We start from the raw sequence: 26,987 nt of genomic DNA on the forward strand, positions 1-26,987 counted from the left end.
CCTGCTCAGGCCTGCCAGCCGAGCGCCTGCTCCCCCACGACGAGGACCAGCACGAACACGGTCGCGGCGAGCACCGGCACCACCGGCGTCCACCACGAGCCGCGCAGCGCCGATCGGGCCAGCCACGCCGCCAGCCCCAGCCAGAGCAGCCACAGCGGGATCAGCACCGCACCGGGGACGACCAGGCCGCCGGCGAGGTAGAACCACCCGACGGCCAGGTGGGCGAGCCCGGACAGCGCGGCGAGCAGCAGCAGTCCGGCGGCGGGGCGGGCGGTCCGGGTGGGCACGGCGGCAGCATGGCAGGGCCGCGGCGGGCTCAGGCCGGATCGGGTCCCGTGGCCACCGGGCGGGCCGGGTCGGCCGACCACTGCGACCACGACCCGGGCCACAGCGCCGCCGCGATGCCGGCCTCGGCCAGCGCGGCCACCGCGTGCGCGGCGGTGACGCCGGACCCGCAGTAGACGCCGACCGTCGTCCCCGGCCGCACACCCAGCGCGGCGAACCGCTGTACCAGGTCGGGCCGGAACGTCCCGTCGGTGCGCAGGTTGTCCGCCGTCGGGGCGCTCACCGCACCGGGCACGTGCCCGGCCCGCGGGTCGACCGGCTCGACCTCGCCGCGGTAGCGCTCCCCCGCCCGGGCGTCGAGCAGCACCCCGCCCGCGCCCGGCAGCGCGGCCGCCTCGTCGGCGGTGAGCGTGGGCATGCCGCCGCCGGTGAGCACCACGTCGCCGGGCTCGGGGACGACGTCGCCGGTCTCCGGCACGCCGCCGGCGGCCACCCAGGCGTCGAGGCCGCCGTCGAGCAGCCGGACGTCACCCAGCCCGCCCCAGCGCAGCAGCCACCAGGCCCGCGCCGCGGCCAGGCCGCCGGTGGCGTCGTAGGCGACGACGGCGTCGCCGGTGCCGATGCCCCACCGCCGGGCCGCGGCCTGCACGGCGCCCACCGGCGGCAGGGGGTGCCGGCCGTCGGCGGCCGACGGGGGCGCGGCGAGCTCGGTCTCCAGGTCGACGAACACCGCGCCCGGGAGGTGGCCGGCCAGGTACCGCTCCCGGCCGTGCGGGTCGCCCAGCGCCCACCGGACGTCGAGCAGCACCGGCCGCGGGCCGGCGAGCAGCTCGACGGCCCGCACCAGCACGCTCACCGCGCGGTGGCCAGCAGCCCGCGCAGCTCCGCGGTCAGCGCGTCCCGGGCGTCGCGGCGGCCCAGCCACGCCGCCGGGGTCGCCTGGAACAGCGTCGTCTTCCACCGTCCGCCGCCCTCGTCGACGGCGACCAGCGTGTGGATGCTGTGCAGTCCCGGGTCCACGTCGTCCTCACCGGGCGGGATCATCCCGGCGTGGGCGTGCAGCACCGCCACGCCCTCGGCGATCGAGCGCACCGAGCGGACCAGGCCGACGTAGGTGGCCGTGGGATGGCTGCCGAACACCCGCCGCAGGTCCGAGGCGATCGACAGCCGGCCGCTGACGGTCGTGCCGTCGTAGCCGACCATGTCGCCGTCGTCGGCGAAGACCGCGGCGACCGCCGCCCCGCTGCGCCGGTTCCAGCCGTCGACGAAGTCGGCGTACAGCGCGCGGATCTGGGCGTCGTGCGGGTGGGCGGACGTCACGGAGTTCCTCCTGGTGCAGCCGGTGCAGGAGGAACGCTAGTTGCTACGCCGCGTCGACCGTCCGACGCTCGCCGTCGGCGAACTGCGTCCGGTAGAGGTCGGCGTACCGCCCGCCGAGCGCCAGCAACTCCTCGTGAGTACCCGACTCCGCGATGCGACCGTCGTCGACGACGAGGATCCGGTCGGCGCTGCGGATCGTGGACAGCCGGTGCGCGATCACCAGCGACGTCCGGCCGGCGAGCGCGGTGTCGAGCGCGTGCTGCACCGCCACCTCCGACTCGCTGTCGAGGTGCGCGGTCGCCTCGTCGAGGATCACGATCCCCGGCGCCTTGAGCAGCACCCGCGCGATGGCCAGCCGCTGCTTCTCCCCGCCGGAGAGGCGGTAGCCGCGGTCGCCGACGACGGTGTCGAGCCCGTCGGGCAGCGAGGCGACCAGCGCGGCGATCCGCGCGCCGGTCAGTGCCGACCACAGCTGCTCCTCGGTGGCCTCGGGCCGGGCGTAGAGCAGGTTGGCCCGGATGGTGTCGTGGAACAGGTGCGCGTCCTGGCTGACGACGCCGATCGCGTCGCGCAGCGAGGCCAGCGTGGCCTGCCGCACGTCGACCCCGCCGATCCGCACCGCGCCGGCGGTGACGTCGTAGAGCCGGGGCACCAGGTTGACGATCGTGGACTTGCCGGCGCCGGAGTGCCCGACGAGGGCGACCAGCTGGCCGGGTTCGACGCGGAAGGACACGTCGTGCAGCACCGCCGTCGGCCCGCCGTGCTCGGGCAGCGACACGTCCTCCAGCGAGGCCAGCGACACGTCCGCGGCCGCCGGGTAGCTGAAGGAGACCGAGTCGAACTCCACCGAGCGGTCGTCGGCGGGCACCGGCACCGCGTCGGGGGCCTCGGCGATCATCGGCGGCAGGTCGAGCACCTCGAAGACCCGGTCGAAGCTGACCATCGCGCTCATCACGTCGACCCGGACGTTGGACAGCGCGGTCAGCGGGCCGTACAGCCGCGACAGCAGCAGCGCGAGCGCCACGACGTCGCCCGGCGACAGCGACCCGGAGAAGGCCAGCCAGCCGCCGAGGCCGTAGACCAGCGCGGTGGCCAGCGCGGCCACCAGGGTCAGCGCGGTGAAGAAGGTGCGGCCGTACATCGCCGACAGGACGCCGATGTCGCGGACCCGCGCCGCCCGGCCGCGGAAGCTCTCCGCCTCGGCGGCGGGGCGGCCGAACAGCTTGACCAGCAGCGCGCCGGCGACGTTGAACCGCTCGGTCATCGTCGCGTTCATCGACGCGTTGAGGCCGTAGGACTCCCGGGTGATCTCCTGCAGCCGGCGGCCGATGCGGCGGGCGGGCAGCACGAACAGCGGCACCATGACCAGCGACAGCAGGGTGATCTGCCAGGACAGCGTGAACATGACGCCGGCGGTGAGCACCAGGCCGATGACGTTGGAGACGACGCCGGACAGGGTCGAGGTGAACGCCTGCTGCGCGCCGACGACGTCGTTGTTGAGCCGGCTGACCAGCGCGCCGGTCTGGGTGCGGGTGAAGAACGCGACCGGCATCCGCTGCACGTGCTCGAACACGCGGGCGCGCAGGTCGTAGATCACGCCCTCGCCGATGCGCGCGGAGTACCAGCGGGTGGCCACCGAGATGGCGGCGTCGACGACGGCCAGGCCGGCGATGAACAGCGCGATCCGGACGATGCCGCCCGCGGTGCCGTCGAGGCGGGCGATGCGGTTGACGATGTTGCCGGCCAGCAGCGGGGTGAGCACGCCGATGACCGACGAGCCGACGACCAGCGCCAGGAACGCCGTCAGCTCGCGCCGGTACGGGCGGGCGATGCCCAGGATGCGGCGCACGGTGCCCTTGGGCAGCTGCCGCGAGGTGACCGAGGGGTCCCGGCGGAACGAGCGCATGGCCGCCATCGAGGTCATGGGCGAGCTCACCGGCGACCCCCTCCCTGCCCGACCGCGCCAGGCGTGACGCCGGCCTCGGGTCAACAGCCGGTCACAGGGCATTGTTCCTGGACGGTCGCTGCCGTCGGCCGATCCGGATCGCTGCCCGGGATCAGCCGACCGGGTCCAGCGAGAGGCAGAGGCCGAACAGGTCCTTGGGGTCCTCCGGGTCGGCGACGAGATCGATGTCCTCGACGTAGCGGGAGCCCCGGACGTCCTGGTGCAGGTACCGCAGTGCCGCGAGGTCCTCGACCGCGAACCCGACCGAGTCGAACACCGTGATCTCCTCGGGCCGGGTGCGGCCCGGTGCCGTGCCGTCCAGCACCCGCCACATCTCGGTGACCGGGAAGTCCGGCGGCATCTGCTGGATCTCGCCCTCGACGCGGGTCTGCGGCGTGTACTCGACGAACACCGAGGCCCGCTCGAGGATGCCGGCGTCGAGCTCCGTCTTGCCGGGGCAGTCGCCGCCGATGGCGTTGACGTGCACGCCGGGCACCACCATCTCGTCGCGCAGCACCGTCGCGAGCGCCTTGTCGGCGGTGCAGGTGGTGACGACCTCGGCCCCGGCGACCGCGTCCGCCGCGCTGGCGGCCAGGGCGACGTGGAAGCCCAGCGGTCCCAGGTTGCCCGCCAGCTTCGCCATGGCCCGCGGATCGACGTCCCACACGCGGATGCGCTCGAGGCCCAGGGCGTCACGCAGGGCGAGGGCCTGGAACTCCGCCTGGCTCCCGGCGCCGATCATGGCGTGCGTCCGGGCGGTCGGAGGTGCGAGGGCACGGGCGGCCACGGCGGACATGGCCGCCGTCCGCAGCGCGGTGAGCACGGTCATCTCCGAGACCAGGACGGGGTATCCGCTGTCCATGTCGGCGAGCACGCCGAAGGCGGTGACGGTCTGGAGGCCGCGCGCCGGGTTGGCCGGATGCCCGTTCACGTACTTGAACGAGTACTCCCTCCCATCGCTCACCGGCATGAGCTCCACGACCCCCAACGGCGTGTGGTGGGCGACCCGGGGCGTCTTGTCGAAGCGGTCCCAGCGCAGGAAGTCCGTGGTGATCTCACCGGCGATGCCGGTGATGATCTCGGCTGCGCCGCGGTCGGCGACCCAGCGCAGCATGTTGCGGACTCCGACGAAAGCGGTCACGGTGCGATGTCCTCGGACGGAGGGACGGGGATGCCGGCCGGGTGCTCGTAGCGCAGGGGCCGGCGCGGAAGGGTGGCGAGGAAGGTCCGCACGGTCGGCCGTACCGGCGGCCGGGGCACGGCGACCGCCAGCGGCAGGAGCGCCGGAGGATCCAGGCCGACGAAGCGGACGTTGACGTGCTGGAAGTTCTGCGCGGACGAGGGGACGATGCTGATCCCCTCACCGAGGGCGACCAGGCCGAGCATCGTCGTGACGTGGTCGGTGGTGACCGCCGGCTCCAGCGGGACGTCCTGGGACGCGAACAGCTCGGCGACCCGGTCCCAGTACCCGGGCCCGATGGCGCGATCGAAGAACACGAGGGAGTGGCCCACGAGGTGCTCGACGCCCACCCGGTCGGACCGTGCCAGCGGGCTGGTGGAGGCCACCGCGACGACGAGCGGCTCCCTCCACACCTCCCAGCTGTCCAGCTCCGGGCCCACAGGGGGCCGGACGAAGCCCAGGTCGACGTCCCCGTCGCGCAGTGCATCGACCAGCGCGGCGCTCTCCAGCTCGCGGACGAGGAGGCGGATCTGCGGGTGCCGGCGCCGGCACGGTTCGAGCAGTGCGGGCAGCGCCGCGTAGAAGGCGGAGCCGACGGCGGCCACCGTGATGGTCCCGCTCTCACCGTTGCGCAGCCCGCGCGCGTGCAGCTCGACGCGGCGCACCTCGCGCAACGCCCGGCGCGCGAGCTCCAACAGCTCGGCCCCCTCCTCGGTCGGGCGCACACCGTGGCGGTTGCGCTCGAAGAGGCGGACGCCGAGCGACCGCTCCAGCTTCTGCACCCGCTTGGTCAACGGCGGCTGGGTCATCTGCAGCCGCCGGGCGGCACGGCCGAAGTGGAGCTCGTCGGCGAGCGCGATGAGGACCTCGAGGTCCTGGACGTCCATCACACCACGATGAGGTCGTGGCTGAGGCGGTGCAGGACCTCCGCGCCTCCCTCGCGCACCACGACCAGGTCCTCGACCATCATGGCACCGACGTCCGGGGTGTAGGTGGGCACCTCCACCGCGAAGACCATGCCGACCTCGAACGTCTGCCGGCACGCGGGGCCGAGGTACGGGGGCTCCTCGTGGAAGGAGTCGATGCCGATCGAGTGTCCGATGTGGCCACGGTTGAACGTGGGGTACCCGTTGGCGTGCACGTGGTCCATCGCCGCTCGGTACACGTCACCGATCACGACACCGGGCGCGATGGCGGAGCGGGCGATCTCCTGGGCGCGCGCCACGACGTCGTAGAGACGCCGGGCGGCGTCGCTGGCATGGCCGAAGGCGAAGGTCCGCCCGCCGTCGGACCGGTAGCCACCGATCGTGACGCCGCAGTCGAACTTCACCAGGTCGCCGGGCTGCAGGCCGGCCGACACCGCGCCGTAACCCGCCGAGGTCGTGCCACCGACGGTGGGGAGGACCCAGTTGTCGGAGTACCCGTGGTACCGCTGGTTGCCCACGGTCTCCTGGGCGACGCCGACCTGGTAGAGCGCACGCACGTCCTGTGCGGTCATGCCCTTCTCCAGGTGCCCCGCCGCGTAGCTCATGCCCGCCTCGGACAGCTCGACGCCGCGGCGGAGCCGGTCGATCTCCCACTCCTGCTTCACCAGACGGATCGCGTACACCTCGTCGGTGAAGTCCACCCACGTCGCGTCCGGCGCGCACCGGCGCAGGCGCGCCGACGTCGCACCGTTCATGTGTCCCAGCTCGGTCGCCACGGAGCCGGCCGCCATGCCGAGCCCGGCGAGCACCTCGGACACGCGCCGGTCGACCTCGGCGTCGTCCCACTGCTCCGGGCGCAGTGGGACGCCCGCGTCGGGCCGGACGGCCATCTGCTCCGCCGTCGACAGGTCGACCCACAGCCGGTAGGTGCTCAACGCCACCTCCGGCGCCGCGTCGGCGGCCGTGCCGGCCTCGAAGTCGCTGACGAGCAGCGTGACCGGCTGCGACTCGTCGGCCGGCACGAACGCCAGGACCGTGCCGTGCATGCGCCACCACTCGGAGACGAAGTAGCTGCGGAAACCGGTCACGTAGAACACGGAGGACGGCGTGTAGGCGATGTACCCGGCAAGACCGCGGGACTGCAGCGCGGCGCGGATGGCACCGACGGCGTGGACGTTCATCTCGAGCTCTCCAGCGGGGGTCAGGCGTCGATCGCCGACCGGTGCGTCTCCCGCGCGAGGAGGGCGCTGACCACGGCGAGGACGGCGGTGAGGACGACGTAGAGGGAGACGGCGGAGGTGGAACCGAAGGTCGTCAGCAGCAACTGGGCGACGAAGGGCGCGATCGCGCCGCCGAAGACGCCGGCGATCTGGAAGCCGAAGGAGGCGCCGGAGTTGCGCACCCGGGTGCTGAACATCTCGGCGACGAAGGCGGCCATCGGCCCGAACATGACGCCCTGGGCGGCGATGCCGACCGCGATCGCGAGGATGACCCAGCCGGTGCTGGCGGTGTCGATGAGCGGCCACGCCACGAAGGCCCAGATGCCGACGGCCACGGCGCCGCAGATGTACACCGGACGACGTCCGAACCGGTCGGAGAGCGTCGCCGACAACGGGATGGTGACCAGCTGGGCGATCGATCCGACGATGACGCCGTAGAGCCCCACGGACGACGACAGCCCGAGCCCGGAGGCGAGGTAGGACAGCGCGAACACCGCGAAGACGTAGTAGGAGACGTCCGAGGCGATCCGGAGACCGACCGTGAGCACGACCTGGCGCCAGTGCGTGGCGAGCATCTCCCGGAACGGGGCCTCGGCCTGCTCGCTCTTGGTGAACAGGGGGGACTCGTGCACCGCGACCCGGATCCAGAGCCCGAGGCCGATGAGCAGGGCGCTGGCGAGGAACGGCACCCGCCAGCCCCATGCGAGGAACTGCTCCTCGGGCAGCGTGGTGCTCATGACCGCCAGGGCGCCGACCGCGAACAGGTTGCCGATCGGCACGCCCAGTTGGATGGCCGAGGTGAGCAGGCCGCGGGAGCGCTGGCGCCCGCCGGCCTCGGCGTGCTCGGTCGACAGGGTCACCGCACCGCCCCACTCGCCGCCGATCCCCAGGCCCTGCACCAGGCGCATCAGGACCAGCAGCACGGGCGCCCACACCCCGATCGACGTGTACCCCGGGATGCAGCCGATCAGGAAGGTGCCACCCCCGGTGATCAGCAGCGTGATCACCAGGACGTTCTTGCGGCCGACCGCGTCACCCATGCGACCGAAGAGGATGCCGCCGAGCGGCCGGGCCAGGAAGGCGACGCCGTAGGTCATGAAGGACAGCAGGATGGCGGTCTGCGGCGCGGACTCGGGGAAGAACACGGTCGGGAAGACCAGCGCCGCGGCCGAGCCGAACAGGAAGAAGTCGTACCACTCGATCGAGGTGCCGACGAAGCTGGACAGGACGACACGGCGAACCTGGGGTCGCGTGGCGGGATCGGCGAGGACGGTCATGACGGGCCCCTTTCGGTCCGGACGACCGTAGGAAGCCTCTGTGACCGAGGTCCAATATCACCTGAGTCCTCGGTGATTCCCTCCGGGAATCGGTCCTGCTGGTCCCCGTGTCGCGGCTCACGGGATGCAGGCCACCGGAGCCGTGCCCCGTGCCGGTGCGGCCGGGGTCGGGCCACGTGTCCGGACCCTCGCCGGACCTCCGGCGCACGGCCGAGGCGCGCCGGAGGTGTGCCGGGGGACGGCGGGATCAGCCCCCGGCCAGCTCGGCCAGCCGGCGCGCCTGGGCGGCGCGCTCGGCGGCGTCCTGCGCCTCCGGGGTGTTGCGGACGGCGGAGCGGACCAGCGCGGCGGTCTCCCGGACCGCACCGGCCGGCGGGGCGGTCAGGGCCGCGACCAGCGTCGTGACCGCCCCGTCGAGCTCCCCGGCCGGGACGACGGCGTTGGCCAGCCCCCACGACAGCGCCTCGGCCGCGCCGACCGGCCGTCCGGTCACGCACACCTCCAGCGCCCGCGCGTACCCGACGAGCTCGGCCAGCGTGCTCGTGCCGGTCAGGTCGGGCACCAGGCCGAGCGTCGCCTCGGGCAGCCGCAGCGACGCGTCCTCGGTGAGCACCCGCAGGTCGCAGGCCAGTGCCAGCTGCGCGCCGGCACCGATGGCGTGGCCCTGCACCGCGGCCACCGAGACGATCCCCGGCGAGCGCAGCCACCGGAACCCGGCCTGGTAGGAGCGGATGCGCTCCTGGGCCTGGTCGGGCGGCAGGGAGCCGAGCTGGCCGAGCCCGCCGGCGGTCGACGGGTCGGGGCTGAACAGGCTGCGGTCCAGCCCCGCGGAGAACGAGCGCCCCGAGCCCCGCACGACGACGACGCGCACGTCGTCGTCGAGCGAGGCCCCGACCGCCGCCAGCGCCGTCCAGGTGGCCGGCGTCTGAGCGTTGAGCTGCTCGGGACGGTCGAGGGTGACGGTGAGGACCGCGCCGTCCCGGCTGGTGCGGACCCAGCCGTCGGTGTCGACCGCCGTCACGCGGTCTTCTTGCTGTTCCGGTTGGCACCGCCACGGCTGCGCAGGGTGGCACCGGACTCCGACAGGAGCCGGTGCACGAACCCGTAGGACCGGTTGGTCGAGGTGGCCAGGGAGCGGATGCTCTCCCCGCCGTCGTAGCGCTTCTTGAGCTCGTCCGCGAGGGACGTGCGGTCCCCGCCGGTGATCCGCTTGCCCTTGCCGAGGTCCGCCGTGCTCGAGTCGGCCATGACTCCCCTCCGTCGCCGCCGTCCGCGCCGGCCGGTGCCGGCGTGCCCGGTGCTGGTCCGCGTGGTGCCGCCGTCCCCGTGACGCCGACCTCCCCGTCCGATGATCACCCAGTCGGGCGACCTCGGCCACGCGAGGCGGGATCCGCCGGCCGGACCGCCGTCACCGGCCGCGCAGCTCCTCCCGCAGCCGGCGCGGGGCGCGGCACCACCAGGCCTCGGTGAGCGCCTCCTCGAGGTCCTCGACGCAGGCCCGCTCGACGTGCGCGAGCACCATCGGGTGCAGGCCGTAGCCGGCGACGGTGGAGAAGACCCCCGGGCGTGCCGCGACGAGGGCGTCGACCACCTCCGGGCCGGCGGTGCGCAGGCCCAGGGCCGGGCCGGACGGCGCGGAGTCGCCGAGCAGGTCGGCCGGGTCCCCGTCGCTGCGCTACGCCAGCTCGACGAGGTCGGCGAGGTCCTCGCTCCAGGCGTCCTCGGTGCCGTCGGGCAGCAGGATGACCTTGTCGGGGTCCAGCGCCCGGACGGCGCCCTCGTCGTGGGTCACCAGCACGATCGCGCCGGTGTAGGTGCGCAGCGCGTCGAGGACCTGCTCGCGGCTGGCCGGGTCGAGGTTGTTGGTCGGCTCGTCGAGCAGCAGCACGTTGGCGCCGGAGACGACGAGGGTGGCCATCGCCAGCCGGGTGCGCTCGCCGCCGGAGAGCGTCCCGGCCCGCTGGTCGACGGTGTCGCCGGAGAACAGGAAGGCGCCGAGGATGCGCCGCAGCTCGGTGTCGGTGCTCTGCGGTGCGGCCGCGCGCATGTTCTCCAGCAGCGACCGGTCCATGTCGAGCGTCTCGTGCTCCTGCGCGTAGTAGCCCACCCGCAACCCGTGCCCGGGGCGCACCTCCCCGGTGTCGGGCACCTCGGTGCCGGCCAGCATGCGCAGCAGCGTCGTCTTGCCCGCGCCGTTGAGCCCGAGGACGACGACCCGCGTGCCCTTGTCGACGGCGAGGTCGACGTCGGTGAACACCTCGAGGGAGCCGTAGCTCTTGCTCAGCCCCTCCGCGGTCAGCGGCGTGCGCCCGCACGGCGCCGGCGTCGGGAAGCGCAGCCTGGCCACCCGGTCCTGCTGGCGGACCGCCTCCAGGCCCGCCGCGAGCCGCTGGGCCCGCTTGTCCATGCTCTGGGCGGCCTTCGCCTTGGTGGCCTTGGCGCGCATCTTGTCCGCCTGGGCGGTGAGCGCGTCGATCTTGCGCTCGGTGTTGGCCCGCTCCTGCCGGCGGCGGCGCTCGTCGGTCTCCCGCTGCTGCAGGTAGGCCTTCCAGCCGAGGTTGTAGACGTCGACGGTCGCCCGGTTGGCGTCGAGGTGCCACACCTTGTTGACGACGGCGTCGAGCAGCTCGACGTCGTGGCTGATGACGACCAGGCCGCCCTTGTGCGCGGCGAGGAAGCCCTTGAGCCAGGTGATCGAGTCGGCGTCGAGGTGGTTGGTGGGCTCGTCGAGCAGCAGCGTCTCGGCGTCGGAGAACAGGATGCGGGCGAGCTCGACGCGCCGCCGCTGACCCCCGGAGAGGGTGCGCAGCGGCTGGCCCATCACCCGGTCGGGCAGGCCGAGGGCGGTGCAGATGCGGGCGGCGTCGCTCTCGGCGGCGTACCCGCCCAGAGCGGCGAACTGGTCCTCGAGACGGCCGTAGCGGCGCACCGCGCGGTCGCGCTCGGCGTCGTCGGCGGGCTCGGCCATGGCCACCTGCGCCTTGACCAGCTGGGCCTTGAGGACGTCGAGGCCGCGGCCGGACAGCACGCGGTCGGTGGCGCTGATGTCGAGGTCGCCGCTGCGCGGGTCCTGCGGCAGGTAGCCGATCTCCCCGCTCACCTCGACCCTCCCGGCGTGCGGCAGGCGCTCGCCGGCGAGGGTGGTGAGGGTGGTGGTCTTGCCCGCGCCGTTGCGCCCGACCAGGCCGATGCGGTCACCGGCCTGCACGCGCAGGCTGATGTCGCTCAGGAGGATGCGGGCGCCGGCGCGCAGCTCCAGGCCGGTCGTGGTGATCACTGATCCCAGGGTAGGCGCCCGCGCGCCGGAACCCGAGCGGATTGCGGGGTGACGTCCACAGCAGCCGGCCGTGTCCACAGTCGGGGTGAGATCGGTTCCGCCGACGCCCGGCGCGCGTCACCATCCGGCCATGAGCACGCCGACCTGGGCACCGCCCTGCCCCGTCTGCGGGACGCCGGCCGTGCCGGCACCCGCACCCTGCCCCACCTGCGGACTGCCCGCGGTGGCCCAGGCGGCGACGGTGGTGGCGCGGCTGGGCGCCACGATCGACGAGTTCGCCCGCGAGCGCGACGCCCTCGTGGCCACGCTGCGCCGCGCCGCCCGCACCGCGCCGGCCCCTCCCCCAGCACCGGCGCACATCCCGGTGGTCGCCCGCGTGCCCGACGCACCGGTCCCCGCGCCGCCGGCCCCCCGGCCGGTCGCGCCACCCCGGGCGCCGCGCCCCCGGCTGAGCCCGCAGCAGGTGCTGCTCGGGCTCGGTGCACTGCTGGTGGTCGCCGCGGCGATCGCGTTCGTCGCCGTGGCGTGGACGCGGCTGGGCGTGACCTTCCAGGCCGTCGTGATGGGCACGGTCACCGCCGCCGCCTGCGCCGCCTCGGCGTTCGCCGCGCGGCGCGGGCTGCGGGCCACCGAGGAGGCCCTGGCCGCCGCCGGTGCCGCCCTGCTGGCCGTCGACCTCGGCGCCGCCCACGCGCTGGGCCTGGCCGGTGCCGATGCCGTGCCGCTGCGGCTGTGGAGCGGGCTGTCCTGCGTCGTGGCCGGCGGGATCGCCCTCGCCCTCGGCCGCGCCACCCGCAGCACGGTCACCTGGCCGCTGGTCGCGCTGCTGGCCGTCCAGCCCGCCGGCTGGCTGCTGCTGCCCGCCGGCCTCGCCGACGGCCCGGCGGGGACGGCGGTGCTGCTGGGCACCGCGCTGCTCGACGTCCTCGCGCTGCTGCTCCTGCGCCCGGCGCTGCGGCCGGTGGCGCAGGGCCTCGCCGCGCCGGTCACCACCGCCGGCGTGCTGCTGGGCGTGCCGCTGGCCTGGGACGGCGCACCGCTGGACTCCTGGCTCGCCACCGCGGTCCTCGCCGTCGCGGCCGCCGGCGCCGTCGCGCTGCTGCGCGAGCCCCGCGTCGCGGCGCACCTCCCCCCGCCGCGGGTGGTGTCGGGCGTGGCCGCCGCGATCGCGGCCGCGGCCCTGGCCGGGTCGCTGTCGGGCCTCGGCGTCGGCGGGGCGGTCACCGCGGCCGGGCTGGGCCTGGTGCTGCTGACCGCGGCGGCCCCGCCGGGCACGGCCGCCGCGGCGCTTGCCGCGCTGGTCGCCGCGGGCGGCGTGCTGGCCGGGGCCGGCGCGGCGGTGCTCGCCGAGGAGGGCCGCAGCGGCCCGCTGGCCCTGCTGGTGCTGGCCGCCGCCGTCCCCGCCGGGCTGGCGGCGGTGCTGCGCCCGGGAGTGCGGCCGGCCGCCACGGGCGCCGCGCTGGCCGCGCCGGGCCTTGCGGTGCTGGTGGCGCTGGAGGGGGACCTGCTCGGGCCGGTCCCCGCCGCGCTGCTGCTCGCGCTGGGCGGCGCGGCGTCCTTCGCGGTCTCCGCGCTGCGCGCCCGGTTCCCGGAGGAGGGTGCCGCCGCGGTCGCCGGCACCCTGGCCGGCCTCGCCGCGGGGCTGGTCGCGGCCGACGCCGGCGCGTGGGGGCAGCTCGCGGTCGACCTCGCCGTCGTCGGCGCGGCCGCCGGCTGCTACGCCGTCGTCGCCCGCCGCCAGCCGGTCGCCGTGCTCGCGGTTGCCGACCTGGTCCTGGCCTGCTGGATCGCGGCGGCCGGTGCCGACGTCGGCACGCCGGAGGTCTACACGCTGCCCGCCGCCGCCGGCCTGCTCCTCCTGGCGGTCCCGGCGCTGCGGACGGGTGCGGTGTCCTGGGCCGCGGAGGGCCCGGCGGTGGCGGTCGCGCTGCTGCCCTCGGCGCTGGTCGTGGTCGACGAGCCGACGGCCCTGCGGCTGGTCGGCGTCGTGGCCGTCGCCGCCGGGCTGACCGTCGCCGGCACGCTCACCCATCGGCAGGCGCCCTTCGTCGTGGGCGCCGGGGCGCTGGCGGTCGTCGTCCTCGGGCGGCTGGCGCCCTACGCGCCGCTGGTCCCCCGCTGGGTCACGCTCGCCACGGCGGGGTTGCTGCTGCTGGTCGTGGGCGCCACCTACGAGCGGCGGCGCCAGCAGGCCCGGGAGGCGGTCGCCTGGGTGGCACAGATGCGCTGAGCGGCCCCAACCTGGGGCCGTGCACCAGCGAGGGGAGGACCGGTGACGCCGGACGCGCGGCTGCCCCCGCTCCCCTACGCCGGCCCGCCGGGGCGCGTCCCCGCCGCCCCGGCGCCGCCGCTGCCGTCGCGGCTGCGCCCGCCGCAGGTGCTGCTCGGCGTCGGGGTGGTGCTGCTGGTCGCCGTCGGGCTGGCCGGGCCCGCGCTGGCCGGGCCGGCCGGCCGGGTCGGCGTGCTGCTGCTGGCGCTGCTGGTCGGGTGCGCCTCGGCGCTGGCCGCGCGGTCGCCGCTGCGCAGCACCGAGGAGGCCTGCGCGGCGGCCGCGGCGGCGCTCGCGCTCACCGGCGCCGCCGCCGGGGACCACCCGCTCGAGGGCGGCCCGCTGCCGGTGCTGCTGGTGGCGGCCGTGCTGGGGAGCCTGCGGGTGCTGTTCCCCCGCCCGTTGAGCTGGCCGCTGGCGGCATGGGCGGCGGTGCAGGTGGCCGCGCTGCGGTCGCTGTCCCTCGTCGAGGGCGGGGGGCCGCGCACCGCGCTGCTGCTCACCGTCGCGCTCACCGGGCTCGCCGCGACCCTCGCGGCGCGGCCCGCGCTCGGGCGGATCGTGCTCGTCACCACGGGGCCCTGGTGGGTCACCGGCGTCACGAGCGGGCTGGTCACGGCCGCCGGCGCCGACGGCCCGGCGCGCTGGCTCGCCGCGGGGCTCACGGTGGCGGTGGCCGGAGCCCTGCTGCCGGTGCGGCTGGTCCGGGCGGTCGAGCCGCTGCTCGGCCCGCCGCGCCTCGTGCCCGTGGTGGCGGGGCTCGCCGCCGGCGGCGCGGTCGGGGCGGCGCTGTCCACCGGCGACCCGGTGTCGCTGCCGCTGGCCGGGGAGCTCGGCGTGCTGCTGGTCAGCGTGGCCGCGACCGTGCTGAGCGGCTGGCGGCGGGGCCTGCTGCTCCCCGCGGCCACCGCCGCCGGCAGCACGCTGGTGGTGCTGGCGGTCGGGCAGCTCGCGCTGGCCGCCCGGTGGACGGCGCTGGTGGTCCTGCTGCTGCTCACCGCGCTGCCCGTCGCCGGGGTGGCCGCGCTGCGGCGCGACGAGCGGCCCACGGCCCTGCCCACGGCGACCGGCTGCCTGGCCGCGGCCGCGCTGCTCGCGGTCCCGGCCGGCCTGCTCCCGCCCGGGGGCGCCGCGGTGGCCCTCACCGGGCTGTACGCGGTCACGCTGGCCGGCCGGCCGGCGATGGACCGGGACGTGCGCGGCCCCACCGGCACGGTCGGGGCGGTCTGCGCCGGCGCGGCGCTGGCGGTGGTCGCGGTCGACGCCGCCTGGACCCAGCTCGCGCTGCACCTGGCCGTGCAGGGGGTGCTCACCTGCGGCTGGGCCGCGCTGCTGTCCCGCGAGGCGCGCGGCGGTGGCCGGGACGGCGGACCCGAGGAGGTCGCCACCTGGCGCACCGGCGCGACCGAGCTGGTGGCGGCGGCCTGGACCGCGGCCGCGCTGGCCGGCGCCGCCGCGGTGGAGGCGTGGAGCCTGCCGGCCGCCGTGGGCCTGTGGGTGGCCGCCGGGCCGCGGCTGCGGCTCGGGCCGTCGTGGCCGGCGTGGGGTCCGGGGCTGGTGGTCGCGGCGGTGCCCTCGACGGTGGCGGCGGTGCTGCTGCCCGGCGCGCTGCGGCCGGTGCTGGTGCTGGTCACGGCCGCGGCGGTCATGGCCCTCGGCGCGCGCACCGCGGTCCGCGCGGCCCTGCTCACCGGCGCGGTCACCGCGGTCGCGCTGGGCGTCGGGCTGGCCCTCGTCGCGCTGCCCCTGCCGCTGGGCGGGGCGCTCGTCGTCGGCGCCGCGCTGCTGGGCATCGGCGCCCGCCGGGAGCTGCGCCCGGTGGCCGGGTTCGGCGCGCGGCTGTCGGAGATGCGCTGAGCCGGCGGCTCAGCCCGGGCCGGGCCCCTGCCGCGGGGCGACGTCGGCCCCACCGCCGGCGGGCGGGTACCGGCCGGCCGCGGCGAGGTCGGCGAGCTGGAGGGTGCGCGTGACGTCGCTCGGCGAGACCACGCCCACGACGCGGCTCCCGTCGAGGACCACCGCCCGCCCGTCGGTGCAGCCCTGCATCCGGCCCAGCAGGTCCAGCAGCGGCTCGTCGGGGCGGGCGGTCGGGATCTCCGGCAGCGGGCAGGCGACGTCGCGCAGCCGCGTCGTCGCCCGGGCGCCCGGCGGCACCGACCGCAGCCGGTTGAGGGTGACCAGCCCGGCCAGCGCCCCGCCGGCGTCCACCAGCGGGTAGGTGCTGAACCGGTGCACCAGCGCCACCTCGTGGAGGAACCGCTCGACGGGCTGGTCGGGGTCGGCGGTCAGCACCGGGCCGCTCATCACCCGGCCGACCGGCAGCCCGCCGAGCCGCGCCGACACGCGCGCCTGCTGCTCCTCGGCGGTCGCGGCGTTGACCAGGAACAGGCCGATCAGGCCCAGCCACAGCCCGCCGAGCCCGCGGCCGGTGACCAGCTGCAGCGCGCCGAGGGCGATGAGCGCGAACCCGAAGAGCCGGCCCGCCCGGGACGCGGTCACCGCCGAGGACCACGGGTCGCCGCGCCGCCACCACAGCAGCGCCCGCAGCAGCCGCCCGCCGTCGAGCGGAGCGGCCGGGACCAGGTTGAACACCGCCAGCGAGACGTTGATGACCGCGAGGTAGTCCAGCACCGCCACGGGCAGGCCGCCGGCGTCGGCCGCGCGGGCGAGCAGGCCGGCGGCCATGAACAGCGCGCCGAGGACGAGGCTGGTCAGCGGGCCGACCCCGGCGATGCGGAACTCCGCCCCGGGCGTGCGGGCGCCGCCGCGCAGCCGCGCCACCCCGCCGAGCAGCCACAGCGTGATGCCCTCGACCTCCACGCCGTTGCGGCGGGCGACCAGCGCGTGCGCCAGCTCGTGCGCCAGCAGCGAGGCGAGGAACGCGGCCGCGGCCACCAGGGCGGCCGTGGCGTACGCCAGGCCGCTGCGGCCCGGCAGCACCAGCGGGAACCGGCCGAACGCCAGACCGGCCGCGATGATCAGCACGATCACCAGCACGCTGGCGTTGACGCCGACCCGGATGCCGGCGATGCGGCCCAGGCGGAAGGTCTCGGTCATGCGGAGCTCCTCTCAGGGCCCGAACAGCACCTCGGCGCAGACCGGCCGGTAGCCGGCGGCGAGGAACGCCCGCAGCGACGCGGTGTTGGCCGGCGCCACCTGCGCCCACAGCGGCCCGCCGCCGGGCACCAGTGCCGGGGCCGCGGCGACCAGCGCGGTGCCCAGCCCGCGCCCGCGCGCGGCGGGGTCGACCTCGACGCTGACCTCCGCCCGCCCGGCGACGCCGCGCCCGAGGACGAGCACCCCGGCGCCGTCGGGCGTCGTCCACACCCGGACGTCGGTGCGGTGCAGCCGCGCCCGGGCGACCCGCGGGTGGTCGACCTGGGCGGGCACGAGCTCGAGACCGGGCCCGGCGGCGGGCGGCGGCGCGACGAGGACGGCGTCCACCACCCCCGGCTCGGCGCCGACCCGGTCGGCGAGGGCGGCGAGGAACCGCGCGCCCAGCGGCAGCGCCAGCGGGTCGGGGGCCACGCAGCGCGCCACCCAGGCGGGGTCGACGTCGGCGGCCACGACGTGCCAGGCGGTCCCCCCGACGACGACTGCCCGCGCCCCGGAGGGCGCGGGCAGTCGAAGGACCTCTCCGCCCCCCAGGCCTCGCACGCTCGGCCCGGGCCCCTGCGGAGAGGCCGACCGGGCGAGGTCGTCGAGGAGCTCGCCGAGGTTCAGACCCGGAAGCCGAGGGCGCGCAGCTGCTCGCGCCCGTCGTCGGTGATCTTGTCCGGGCCCCACGGCGGCATCCAGACCCAGTTGATCCGGATGTCGTCGACCAGGCCGGGACCGGGACCGCCGGTCAGCGCCTGGCGCGCCTGGTCCTCGATGACGTCGGTCAGCGGGCACGCCGCCGAGGTGAGCGTCATGTCGAGGACGGCGACCTGCGAGCCGCCGTCGTCGGCGACGTCGATGCCGTAGACGAGACCGAGGTCGACGACGTTGACGCCCAGCTCGGGGTCGACGACGTCGCGCATGGCCTCCTCGACGTCCTCGAGCAGCGCGGACTTGTAGGCCGGCAGCTCGGGGGTGGCGTTCTCGGTGGTCTCGCTCATGCCTGTCCTCCAGTGGGGGCGGCCGCCAGGGCGCGGGCGGAGGCGTCCTTGAGGGCCATCCAGCTCATCAGCGCGCACTTGATCCGCGCGGGGTACTTGGACACGCCGGCGAAGGCGACGGCGTCCTCGAGCTCGTCCTCGAGCTCCTCGGCCACGGCCGGGTCGCCCTTGGACTGCATCAGCGTCATGAAGTGCTCGCCGGTGGCCAGCGCGTCGGTGACCGGGCGGCCGACGACGAGGTCGTACATCGCCGAGACCGACGCCTGGCTGATCGAGCAGCCCATGCCCTCGTAGGACACGTCGGCGATGGTGTCGCCGTCGAGGTGCACCCGCAGGGTCACCTCGTCCCCGCAGGTCGGGTTCACGTGGTGGACCTCGGCCTCGTAGGGGTCGCGCAGCCCGCGGCCGTGCGGGTTGCGGTAGTGGTCCAGGATGATCTCCTGGTACATGGACTGCAGCTGCATCAGGCGGTTGCCTCCTCCGGCGTCACTCCGAAGAAACGCTGCGCAGCCCGCACACCTTCCACCAGCGCGTCGACGTCGTCGTACCCGGTGTGCACGTAGAACGTGGCGCGGGTGGTGGCCGGGACGCCGTAGCGGCGGACCACCGGCCACGCGCAGTGGTGGCCCACCCGGACGGCGATGCCGAGGTCGTCGAGGACCTGGCCGACGTCGTGCGGGTGGATGCCCTCGACGGTGAAGGACACCGCTCCCCCGCGGGCGACGGTGTCGGGCGGGCCGATCACGGTGACGCCGGGGATCGCCTGCAGCTGCTCGAGGGCGTAGGCGGTGAGCGCCTCCTCGTGCGCCTGCACGTTCGCCATGCCGAGGGCCTGCAGGTACTCCACCGCCGCACCGAGGCCGACCACCTGCGCGGTCATCGGCACGCCGGCCTCGAACCGCTGCGGCGGCGGCATGAAGGTGCTGCCCTCCATGCGCACGACCTCGATCATCGAGCCGCCGGTGAGGAAGGGCGGCAGCGCGTCGAGGACCTCGTAGCGGCCCCACAGCACGCCGACGCCGGTGGGCCCGAGCATCTTGTGGCCGGAGAAGACGAGGAAGTCCGCGCCCAGCGCGGTGACGTCGACCGGCTGGTGCGGCACCGACTGCGCGCCGTCGACCAGCACCAGCGCGCCGACCTCCCGCGCCCGGGCCACGATCGGCTCCAGCGGGTTGATCGTGCCCAGGATGTTCGACTGCTGGGTGACCGCGACCAGCTTGGTGCGCTCGTTGACGACGGTGGACAGGTCGGAGAGGTCCAGCCGGCCGTCGTCGGTGAGGCCGAGCCAGCGCAGCGTGGCGCCGGTGCGCTCGCACAGCTGCTGCCAGGGCACCAGGTTGGCGTGGTGCTCCATCTCGGTCACGACGATCTCGTCGCCCTGCCCGACGGCGTACCGGCGGAAGGAGGGCTCCTTGGCCGTGGCGGCGTTGGACAGCGCGTAGGCGACGGTGTTGACCGCGTCGGTGGTGTTGCGGGTGAACACGACCTCCTCGACGGCCGCGCCGATGAACCCGGCGATCGTCGCGCGGGCCGCCTCGTAGAGGCCGGTGGCCTCCTCGGCGAGCTGGTGGGCGCCGCGGTGCGGGGCGGCGTTGTGGTTCTCGTAGAAGTCCCGCTCGGCGTCGAGGACGCTGCGGGGCTTCTGCGAGGTGGCGCCGGAGTCGAGGTAGACCAGCCGCCGCCCGTCGCGCACGGTGCGCGACAGGATCGGGAAGTCCGCCCGGATCGCCTCGACGTCCAGGGGCAGGGGCTGCTTCTGCGCCCCGGCAGCGGGACGCGAGACGGTCGAGGTCATGCCTTCGCGGTCTCCTTCGAGCCCTGGACGTAGGCGGCGTAGCCCTCCGCCTCGAGCTTGTCGGCGAGCTCCTTGCCGCCCTCGTCGACGACGCGGCCGCCGACGAACACGTGCACGAAGTCGGGCTGGATGTAGCGCAGGATCCGCGTGTAGTGGGTGATCAGCAGGACGCCGACGTCCCCCTCCTCGCGGGTGCGGTTGACGCCCTCGGAGACGACCCGCAGCGCGTCGACGTCGAGGCCGGAGTCGGTCTCGTCGAGGACGGCGATCTTCGGCTTGAGCAGCCGCATCTGCAGGATCTCGTGGCGCTTCTTCTCACCGCCGGAGAAGCCCTCGTTGACGTTGCGCTCGGCGAAGGCCGGGTCCATCTCCAGCGCGGTCATCTCCTCGCGCACGTCCTTGACCCAGGTGCGCAGCTTCGGGGCCTCGCCCTTGACCGCGGTGGCGGCGGTGCGCAGGAAGTTCGACACGGAGACGCCGGGGACCTCGACCGGGTACTGCATCGCGAGGAACAGCCCGGCGCGGGCGCGCTCGTCGACGCTCATCGCGAGGACGTCCTCGCCGTCGAGGGTCACCGTGCCGCCGGTGATCGTGTACTTCGGGTGGCCGGCGATCGAGTAGGCGAGGGTGGACTTGCCCGACCCGTTGGGGCCCATGATCGCGTGGGTCTCGCCCGACCGGACGGTCAGGTCGACGCCGCGGAGGATCTCCTTGGCGTCGTCCCCCTCGCCGACCGTGACGTGCAGGTCGCGGATCTCCAGAACCGACACTTCTTCTCTCGCTCCTCAGTTGCCGGCCGCGAGCGGGAGGCTGCCGTCGGCTTCGGTGTCGACGAGCACGTCCTCCCCCTCCACGCGGACCGGGTAGACGTCGACCGGCTCGGTGGCCGGCAGGTTGGTGGGCTCGCCGGTGCGCAGGTCGAAGCACGACCCGTGCAGCCAGCACTCGATGGTGGGCGCGCCGTCGAACTCCTCGACGTCGCCCTCGGACAGCGGGACCTCGGCGTGCGAGCAGACGTCCTGGACCGCGTAGACCTCGCCCTCGAACCGGACGACGGCGACGTCGACGTCGGACAGCTCGACCCGCAGGGCCCCGTTCTCCGGGACGTCGGAGAGGGCGCAGACCCGCTCGAAGGCCATGGGTCAGGCCACCTCGACGTGCTGGTCCTCGAGGCCGGGCAGCGCGCCGAGGCGGGCCTCGATGGAGCGCATGATGCGGTCCTGCAGCGCGTCGACGCCGATGTGCTGGACGACGTCGGCGAAGAAGCCCCGCACCACCAGGCGGCGGGCGGTCTCGGCGTCGATGCCGCGCGAGCACAGGTAGAACAGCTGCTCGTCGTCGAACCGGCCGGTGGCGCTGGCGTGGCCGGCGCCGACGATCTCGCCGGTCTCGATCTCCAGGTTGGGCACCGAGTCGGCGCGGGCGCCGTCGGTGAGCACCAGGTTGCGGTTGAGCTCGTAGGTGTCGGTGCCGGTGGCCGCCGGGCGGATCCGGACGTCGCCGACCCACACCGTGCGCGCACCCTCGCCCTGCAGCGCGCCCTTGTAGAGGACGTTGCTGGTGCAGTTGGGCACCGCGTGGTCGACCCAGAGCCGGTGCTCCTGGTGCTGGGTCTCGTCGGAGAAGTAGACGCCGAACAGCTCCGCGGTGCCGCCGGGGCCGGCGTACTGCACGTTGCTGACCAGCCGCACGAGGTCGCCACCGAGGGTGACCACGACCTGCCGGAAGGTGGCGTCGCGGCCGACGACGGCGTCGAACTGGCCGCCGTGCACCGCGCCCGGCGCCCAGTCCTGCACGGACACGACGGTCACCCGCGCGCCGTCGCCCACGAGGACGGCGACGCCGCCGGCGTAGCGGGCCAGGCCGCTGTGGTCGAGGACGACGGTCGTCTCCGCGAAGGCGCCGACCTCGACGACGAGCTGACCCCAGACGACGTCGTCGGACCCGGTGCCGGCCAGGCCGAGGGTGACCGGGCGGTCGGGCCGCGCCTCGGCCGGCACGCGGACGACGGCCGCGCCACCGCTGCGCCGTCGGGCGAGCGCGGCGAGCCGGTCGACCGGCTCGGGCAGGCCCTTGAGCAGCGGGTCGTCGGCGTCGACGCCGGTCAGCTCGACGCCCTCGGGCAGGTCGGTCGTCCACTGCAGGTGCGCCTCGGACGGCGCCCCCTCGAGCAGCGCGCGGACGCGGCGCATCGGGGTGAAGCGCCACTCCTCCTCGCGGCCGGTGACGCGGCCGAAGGCCTCGGGGTCGGTCGAGGTGAACCGCTCGGCCGGCGAGCCGGTGGGGGCGGTGCCGCCGTGCGAGTGCGCGCCCGGGGCCGCCTGGCCGGCGGTGCCCGTGCCGGCCGCGGGGACGGCCGGCGGGCCCGCCTGGGTGCCCACCCCCTCGCCGAACAGCTCGCCGGCGAGGGTGGCGGACTCGGTGGTCAGACCGGTGGTGCTGGGGGTGTTCTGCTCCGGCATCAGCCGACGGCACCTTCCATCTGCAGCTCGATGAGCCGGTTGAGCTCGAGGGCGTACTCCATGGGCAGCTCGCGGGCGATCGGCTCGACGAAGCCGCGCACCACCATCGCCATGGCCTCGTCCTCGGACAGGCCGCGGCTCATCAGGTAGAAGAGCTGGTCCTCGCTGACCCGGGAGACGGTCGCCTCGTGGCCCATGGCGACGTCGTCCTCGCGGACGTCGACGTAGGGGTAGGTGTCCGACCGGCTGATCGTGTCGACCAGCAGCGCATCGCACTTGACCGTCGACCTCGACCCGTGCGCGCCCTCGTCGATCTGGACCAGGCCGCGGTAGGACGTGCGGCCACCGCCGCGGGCCACCGACTTCGACACGATCGTCGAGGAGGTGTTCGGGGCGGCGTGCACCATCTTGGCGCCGGCGTCCTGGTGCTGGCCCTCGCCGGCGAAGGCGATGGACAGCACCTCGCCCTTGGCGTGCTCGCCGGTCATCCAGACCGCCGGGTACTTCATGGTGACCTTGGAGCCGAGGTTGCCGTCGATCCACTCCATGGTCGCGCCCTCGTGGGCGATCGCCCGCTTGGTGACCAGGTTGTAGACGTTGTTCGACCAGTTCTGGATGGTCGTGTACCGGCAGCGGGCGTTCTTCTTGACGATGATCTCCACGACCGCGGAGTGCAGCGAGTCCGACTTGTAGATCGGCGCGGTGCAGCCCTCGACGTAGTGCACGTAGGCGCCCTCGTCGACGATGATCAGCGTCCGCTCGAACTGGCCCATGTTCTCGGTGTTGATCCGGAAGTAGGCCTGCAGCGGGATCTCGACGTGCACGCCCTTCGGCACGTAGATGAACGAGCCACCCGACCACACCGCGGTGTTCAGCGCGGCGAACTTGTTGTCGCCGGAGGGGATGACCGAGCCGAAGTACTCGCGGAACAGGTCCGGGTGCTCCTTGAGGGCGGTGTCGGTGTCGAGGAAGACGACACCCTGCTCCTCGAGGTCCTCGCGGATCTTGTGGTAGACGACCTCGGACTCGTACTGGGCCGCGACACCGGCGATCAGCCGCTGCTTCTCGGCCTCGGGGATGCCCAGCTTGTCGTAGGTGTTCTTGATGTCCTCGGGCAGCTCGTCCCACGAGGTGGCCTGCGCCTCGGTGGAGCGCACGAAGTACTTGATGTTCTGGAAGTCGATCCCGGACAGGTCCGAGCCCCAGTCGGGCATAGGCTTGCGGTCGAAGAGCTTGAGGGCCTTGAGGCGGCGCTCGAGCATCCACTCGGGCTCGTTCTTGCGCGCCGAGATGTCCCGGACGACGTCCTCGTCCAGGCCGCGGCGGGCGGAGGCCCCGGCGACGTCGGCGTCGGCCCAGCCGTACTGGTAGCGGCCGAGCTGCTCGATCTGCTCGTCCTGCGTCAGCGGCGTGCCGGTCACCGGCTGCTGGGTGCTGGTCATGCGGGCGTCCTCTCCCGGTCGTTCGTGGGGGTGGTGCTGGTGGACGGTGCGGGGCCTGCCTGGCGTGGGACGGCCCGCGCTGCCCTCTCACCGGGTACAGGGCCTGCGAGGGTGCTTCTGTTCCCCCCGCGGGTGTGGTCCCGGACGCGGTCACCGGTGTGCGCCGGCCCGGGGATGTGCGTGGTGCAGACGCCGTCGCCGTGGGCGATCGTGGCCAGCCGCTGCACGTGGGTGCCCACCAGCCGGCCGATCACCGCCGTCTCGACCTCGCACAGCTGCGGGAACTCCGCCGCGACGTGCGCCACGGGGCAGTGGTGCTGGCACAGCTGCCCGCCGCTGGCGATCGCCGACGCCGAGGCAGCGTAGCCCTCGGCGGTCAGCGCCTCGGCCAGCGCCCGGGCCCGCTCGACCGGCGCACCGTCGGCGCGGGCGACCGCGTCGGAGGCCCGCTGCTCGAGGCCGGCCAGCTGGGCCTGGGCGACGGCGCGGACGGCGTCGGGACCCCCCGAGGCGGCCACGTACCGCAGCGCGGTGAGCGCGAGGTCGTCGTAGGCGTGCGCGAAGCCGGAGCGGCCGGCGTCGGTGAGGTGGAAGTGCCGGGCGGGCCGGCCCCTCCCCCGGTGACCGCCGGGGGTCGCGCGCTCCTCCACCCGCCCCTGGGCGGCGAGGCCGTCGAGGTGGCGCCGGACGGCGGCCGGGCTCACCCCCAGCCGGCCGGCGAGCTCGCTGGCGGTCTGCGGGCCGTGCTCGAGCAGCAGAGCGGTCACCCGGTCACGGGTGCGGACGTCGTCGGCGCGCGCCGTCCCGCCCTGCACCGTGCTGGTTTCCACAACACGATTGTGACCTATTTCGGAGGCCTCGCAAGCAAGGTCGCCCTAACCCACCCGGCCCCCGACCGCGCAGGTCAGGAGCCGGGTGGGACAGGTCACGCCTGGCCGGCCACGGCCGGCTCGGCGTCGTGCTCGGTGTCCTCGACACGGAGGTCCAGGGCACCGTCGGCGACGTCGACGACGACGTGCCGGCCGGCCGCGACGCGGCCGTCGAGCAGCAGCCGGGCCAGCGGGTTGTCGACCTCGCGCTGGATCGCCCGGCGCAGCGGCCGGGCGCCGAACTGCGGCTCGAACCCGCGCTCGGCGACCCAGGCGACGGCCTCGTCGGTGAAGGTGACCGCGATGTCCTGGGCGGCGAGCCGGCGGCGGGTCTCGTCGAGCAGCAGCCGGGTGATCTGCTGCAGCTGCTCGGTCTCCAGCTGCTGGAAGACCACGATCTCGTCGATCCGGTTGAGGAACTCCGGCCGGAAGGACTCGCGCAGCCGGCGCACGAGCCGGTCGCGCAGCCCGGCGTCGGCGGCCGCGGCGTCCCCGGTGCCGAAGCCGAGCGGGGCGTTGCGGCCCTGGATCAGCTCGGAGCCGAGGTTGCTGGTCATGATCAGCACGGTGTTCTTGAAGTCGACCGTGCGGCCCTGCGAGTCGGTGAGCCGGCCGTCGTCGAGCACCTGCAGCAGCGTGTTGAAGACGTCGGGGTGGGCCTTCTCGATCTCGTCGAGCAGCACGACCGAGTAGGGGCGGCGGCGCACCGCCTCGGTGAGCTGCCCGGCGTCCTCGTAGCCGACGTACCCGGGCGGGGAGCCGACCAGCCGGCTGACGGTGTGCCGCTCCTGGAACTCGCTCATGTCCAGCCGGATCATGCGGTCGGAGTCGCCGAACAGCGCCTCGGCCAGCGCCCGGGCCAGCTCGGTCTTGCCGACGCCGGTGGGGCCGAGGAACAGGAAGCTGCCGATCGGCCGGTCGGGGTCGCCCAGCCCCACGCGGGAGCGGCGGACGGCCTCGGCCACCACGCGCACGGCGTCGTCCTGGCCGACCACCCGCTGGTGCAGGCGCTCCTCCAGCGACAGCAGCCGCGCCATCTCCTCCTGGGTCAGCTGGGCCACCGGGATGCCGGTCTGCCGCGAGATGACCTCGGCGACGTCGTCGACGCCGACCTCCGGGACGCCGGCCTGGCCGCCGCCGGTGCGGGCCTCCTCCAGCCGGCGCTGGGCCTCGGCGAGCTGGTCGCGCAGCTCCGAGGCGCGCTCGTACTGCTCGGCGGCCACCGCCTGGTCCTTCTCCCGCTGCAGCCGCTCGACCTCCTGCTCGAGGCCGCGCAGGTCCGTCGGCGGGGTCTTCACCCGGCGGCGGACGCGGGCACCGGCCTGGTCGATGAGGTCGATGGCCTTGTCCGGCAGGTGCCGGTCGGGGACGTAGCGGTCGGAGAGGTCGACGGCGGCGCGGATGGCCTCGTCGGTGAAGCGCACCTGGTGGTGGGCCTCGTAGCGGTCGCGCAGGCCGCACAGGATCGCCACGGTGTCCTCGACGCCGGGCTCGGCCACCAGGATCGGCTGGAACCGGCGCTCCAGCGCGGCGTCCTTCTCGATGTTGCGGCGGTACTCGTCCAGCGTCGTCGCGCCGATGATGTGCAGCTCGCCGCGGGCCAGGGCCGGCTTGAGCATGTTGCCCGCCCCGCCGGAGCCCTCCGAGGCGCCGGCGCCGACGACGGTGTGCAGCTCGTCGATGAAGACGATCACCTCGTCGGAGTGCTCGCGGATCTCGTCCATGACCTTCTTGAGCCGCTCCTCGAAGTCGCCGCGGTAGCGGGTGCCGGCCACCAGGCCGGTGAGGTCGAGCTCGACGAGCCGGCGGCCGCGCAGCGTCTCGGGGACGTCGCCCTCGACGATCTGGGCGGCGATGCCCTCCACGATCGCGGTCTTGCCGACGCCGGCGTCGCCGATGAGCACCGGGTTGTTCTTCCGGCGCCGGGAGAGGACCTCGACGGTCTGCTCGATCTCCGCCTCCCGGCCGATCACCGGGTCGATCTGGCCGTTGCGGGCCAGCTCGGTGAGGTCGCGGCCGTACTCGTCGAGCGTCGGGGTGCTCGACTGCTGCCCCTGGCCGGGGCCGCCGGGGCGCCCGCCGCCGGGCTGGGGGCCGCCGGTGGCGGCCTGCTGGAGGGCCTCCGGGGTCACGCCGTGCTCGCGCAGCACCCGGCCGCCCGGGGAGTCGGGGTTGACGGCGAGGGCGAACAGCAGGTGCTCGGGGCCGATGTAGGTGCTGCCCAGCGCGCGCGACACCCGGTGGGCGTCGAGCAGCGCGCGCTTGGCGGCCGGCGTCAGGGACGGCGCCTCCTCGCGCGGCTCCCCGCGCTGCAGCTGCGCCTCGAGCTCGCCGCGCAGCCGGTCGGGGTCGGTGCCGGTGCGGGCGAGGAAGGCGCGGGTGGTCTCGTCGCCGGTCATCGCCCACAGCAGGTGCTCGGTGTCGAGGTCGGCGCTGCCGGTGGCCACGGCCTGTCCCGCGGCGGCGTTGACGAGCTCGCGCGCCTGCTGGCTGAGGAACTGGGTGATGTCGACGCGCTGACGGGGCGCGCCCTGCCCGCCGCTGAGGTAGCGGGCGAAGAAGTCGTCGAAGGGGCTCCCGTAGGGGCCGGGGAAGAAGGGGCTGGTCATGCCTCACGTCC

The 26,987-nt window shown here is 75.1% G+C and carries 25 protein-coding genes; 2 read left to right on the forward strand and 23 right to left on the reverse strand.

Annotated elements, in window-relative coordinates; genetic code table 11:
• Nucleotides 1-5: 5 nt before the first annotated feature.
• The 12 genes from CHC04_RS19615 to CHC04_RS19670 form a co-directional block, all read right to left on the reverse strand.
• Nucleotides 6-287: a hypothetical protein gene (locus tag CHC04_RS19615; protein WP_089405635.1), complete on the reverse strand. Its 282-nt coding sequence runs from the start codon at nucleotides 285-287 to the stop codon at nucleotides 6-8.
• A gap of 29 nt (nucleotides 288-316) precedes the next feature.
• Complete coding sequence (locus CHC04_RS19620; protein WP_176450104.1) at nucleotides 317-1,141, reverse strand: sulfurtransferase; 825 nt, start codon at nucleotides 1,139-1,141, stop codon at nucleotides 317-319.
• Entirely contained in the window at nucleotides 1,138-1,605 is a 468-nt protein-coding gene (locus CHC04_RS19625; protein WP_089405637.1) for an SgcJ/EcaC family oxidoreductase, read from the reverse strand. The genes CHC04_RS19620 and CHC04_RS19625 overlap by 4 nt, the downstream gene beginning before the upstream one ends.
• 43 nt (nucleotides 1,606-1,648) lie before the next feature.
• A complete protein-coding gene (locus CHC04_RS19630) occupies nucleotides 1,649-3,541 on the reverse strand; it encodes an ABC transporter ATP-binding protein (protein WP_245817519.1) in 1,893 nt (630 codons plus the stop codon).
• Between the two features lie 121 nt (nucleotides 3,542-3,662).
• Complete coding sequence (locus CHC04_RS19635; protein WP_089405639.1) at nucleotides 3,663-4,691, reverse strand: ornithine cyclodeaminase; 1,029 nt, start codon at nucleotides 4,689-4,691, stop codon at nucleotides 3,663-3,665.
• Nucleotides 4,688-5,617, reverse strand: a complete 930-nt coding sequence (locus tag CHC04_RS19640; protein ID WP_141233861.1) for a LysR family transcriptional regulator — start codon at nucleotides 5,615-5,617, stop codon at nucleotides 4,688-4,690. Before CHC04_RS19640 ends, CHC04_RS19635 begins: the two co-directional genes overlap by 4 nt.
• Nucleotides 5,617-6,837: a M24 family metallopeptidase gene (locus CHC04_RS19645; RefSeq protein WP_089405641.1), complete on the reverse strand. Its 1,221-nt coding sequence runs from the start codon at nucleotides 6,835-6,837 to the stop codon at nucleotides 5,617-5,619. Before CHC04_RS19645 ends, CHC04_RS19640 begins: the two co-directional genes overlap by 1 nt.
• Before the next feature lie 20 nt (nucleotides 6,838-6,857).
• A complete protein-coding gene (locus CHC04_RS19650; RefSeq protein WP_089405642.1) occupies nucleotides 6,858-8,153 on the reverse strand; it encodes an MFS transporter in 1,296 nt (431 codons plus the stop codon).
• A 247-nt stretch (nucleotides 8,154-8,400) separates the two neighbouring features.
• Nucleotides 8,401-9,174, reverse strand: coding sequence for an enoyl-CoA hydratase/isomerase family protein (locus tag CHC04_RS19655; protein WP_089405643.1), 774 nt, complete (start codon nucleotides 9,172-9,174; stop codon nucleotides 8,401-8,403).
• A complete protein-coding gene (locus tag CHC04_RS19660; protein WP_073420258.1) occupies nucleotides 9,171-9,401 on the reverse strand; it encodes a helix-turn-helix domain-containing protein in 231 nt (76 codons plus the stop codon). The genes CHC04_RS19655 and CHC04_RS19660 overlap by 4 nt, the downstream gene beginning before the upstream one ends.
• 160 nt (nucleotides 9,402-9,561) lie before the next feature.
• Complete coding sequence (locus CHC04_RS19665) at nucleotides 9,562-9,744, reverse strand: hypothetical protein (RefSeq protein ID WP_089405644.1); 183 nt, start codon at nucleotides 9,742-9,744, stop codon at nucleotides 9,562-9,564.
• 84 nt (nucleotides 9,745-9,828) lie between these two features.
• Nucleotides 9,829-11,430, reverse strand: coding sequence for an ABC-F family ATP-binding cassette domain-containing protein (locus tag CHC04_RS19670; RefSeq protein WP_089405645.1), 1,602 nt, complete (start codon nucleotides 11,428-11,430; stop codon nucleotides 9,829-9,831).
• A gap of 130 nt (nucleotides 11,431-11,560) precedes the next feature.
• Between CHC04_RS19670 and CHC04_RS19675 the strand changes: the two genes are divergently transcribed.
• Together CHC04_RS19675 and CHC04_RS19680 are read left to right on the forward strand one after the other, a co-directional pair.
• Nucleotides 11,561-13,660: an SCO7613 C-terminal domain-containing membrane protein gene (locus tag CHC04_RS19675; RefSeq protein ID WP_089405646.1), complete on the forward strand. Its 2,100-nt coding sequence runs from the start codon at nucleotides 11,561-11,563 to the stop codon at nucleotides 13,658-13,660.
• Nucleotides 13,661-13,702: 42 nt separating this feature from the next.
• A complete protein-coding gene (locus CHC04_RS19680; protein WP_089405647.1) occupies nucleotides 13,703-15,556 on the forward strand; it encodes an SCO7613 C-terminal domain-containing membrane protein in 1,854 nt (617 codons plus the stop codon).
• A gap of 9 nt (nucleotides 15,557-15,565) precedes the next feature.
• On the opposite strand, the gene CHC04_RS19685 is transcribed toward CHC04_RS19680, so the two are convergent.
• From CHC04_RS19685 to CHC04_RS19735, 11 genes are all read right to left on the reverse strand, one after another.
• Nucleotides 15,566-16,756: a site-2 protease family protein gene (locus tag CHC04_RS19685; protein WP_089405648.1), complete on the reverse strand. Its 1,191-nt coding sequence runs from the start codon at nucleotides 16,754-16,756 to the stop codon at nucleotides 15,566-15,568.
• A gap of 12 nt (nucleotides 16,757-16,768) precedes the next feature.
• The gene (locus tag CHC04_RS19690; protein ID WP_217897462.1) at nucleotides 16,769-17,266 is read right to left on the reverse strand and encodes a GNAT family N-acetyltransferase; all 498 of its coding nucleotides are present in this window, start codon (nucleotides 17,264-17,266) and stop codon (nucleotides 16,769-16,771) included.
• Between the two features lie 152 nt (nucleotides 17,267-17,418).
• Nucleotides 17,419-17,799: a metal-sulfur cluster assembly factor gene (locus CHC04_RS19695; RefSeq protein ID WP_089405649.1), complete on the reverse strand. Its 381-nt coding sequence runs from the start codon at nucleotides 17,797-17,799 to the stop codon at nucleotides 17,419-17,421.
• The gene (gene sufU / locus CHC04_RS19700; protein ID WP_089405650.1) at nucleotides 17,796-18,263 is read right to left on the reverse strand and encodes a Fe-S cluster assembly sulfur transfer protein SufU; all 468 of its coding nucleotides are present in this window, start codon (nucleotides 18,261-18,263) and stop codon (nucleotides 17,796-17,798) included. Before sufU ends, CHC04_RS19695 begins: the two co-directional genes overlap by 4 nt.
• Nucleotides 18,263-19,594: a cysteine desulfurase gene (locus CHC04_RS19705; protein ID WP_089405651.1), complete on the reverse strand. Its 1,332-nt coding sequence runs from the start codon at nucleotides 19,592-19,594 to the stop codon at nucleotides 18,263-18,265. Before CHC04_RS19705 ends, sufU begins: the two co-directional genes overlap by 1 nt.
• Nucleotides 19,591-20,364, reverse strand: a complete 774-nt coding sequence (gene sufC, locus CHC04_RS19710) for a Fe-S cluster assembly ATPase SufC (RefSeq protein ID WP_089405652.1) — start codon at nucleotides 20,362-20,364, stop codon at nucleotides 19,591-19,593. Before sufC ends, CHC04_RS19705 begins: the two co-directional genes overlap by 4 nt.
• 15 nt (nucleotides 20,365-20,379) lie before the next feature.
• Complete coding sequence (locus tag CHC04_RS19715) at nucleotides 20,380-20,733, reverse strand: non-heme iron oxygenase ferredoxin subunit (protein WP_089405653.1); 354 nt, start codon at nucleotides 20,731-20,733, stop codon at nucleotides 20,380-20,382.
• A 3-nt stretch (nucleotides 20,734-20,736) separates the two neighbouring features.
• Complete coding sequence (gene sufD / locus CHC04_RS19720; RefSeq protein ID WP_176450105.1) at nucleotides 20,737-22,056, reverse strand: Fe-S cluster assembly protein SufD; 1,320 nt, start codon at nucleotides 22,054-22,056, stop codon at nucleotides 20,737-20,739.
• A complete protein-coding gene (gene sufB / locus CHC04_RS19725) occupies nucleotides 22,056-23,498 on the reverse strand; it encodes a Fe-S cluster assembly protein SufB (protein ID WP_089405654.1) in 1,443 nt (480 codons plus the stop codon). The genes sufD and sufB overlap by 1 nt, the downstream gene beginning before the upstream one ends.
• Nucleotides 23,495-24,328 carry a helix-turn-helix transcriptional regulator gene (locus tag CHC04_RS19730; RefSeq protein ID WP_176450106.1) on the reverse strand — a complete coding sequence of 278 codons (834 nt, stop codon included), beginning with the start codon at nucleotides 24,326-24,328 and terminating at the stop codon, nucleotides 23,495-23,497. Before CHC04_RS19730 ends, sufB begins: the two co-directional genes overlap by 4 nt.
• Before the next feature lie 95 nt (nucleotides 24,329-24,423).
• Nucleotides 24,424-26,976: an ATP-dependent Clp protease ATP-binding subunit gene (locus tag CHC04_RS19735; RefSeq protein ID WP_089405656.1), complete on the reverse strand. Its 2,553-nt coding sequence runs from the start codon at nucleotides 26,974-26,976 to the stop codon at nucleotides 24,424-24,426.
• Nucleotides 26,977-26,987 lie beyond the last annotated feature (11 nt).

The sequence above is a fragment of the Geodermatophilus saharensis genome, assembly GCF_900188205.1.
Classification (GTDB): domain Bacteria; phylum Actinomycetota; class Actinomycetes; order Mycobacteriales; family Geodermatophilaceae; genus Geodermatophilus; species Geodermatophilus saharensis.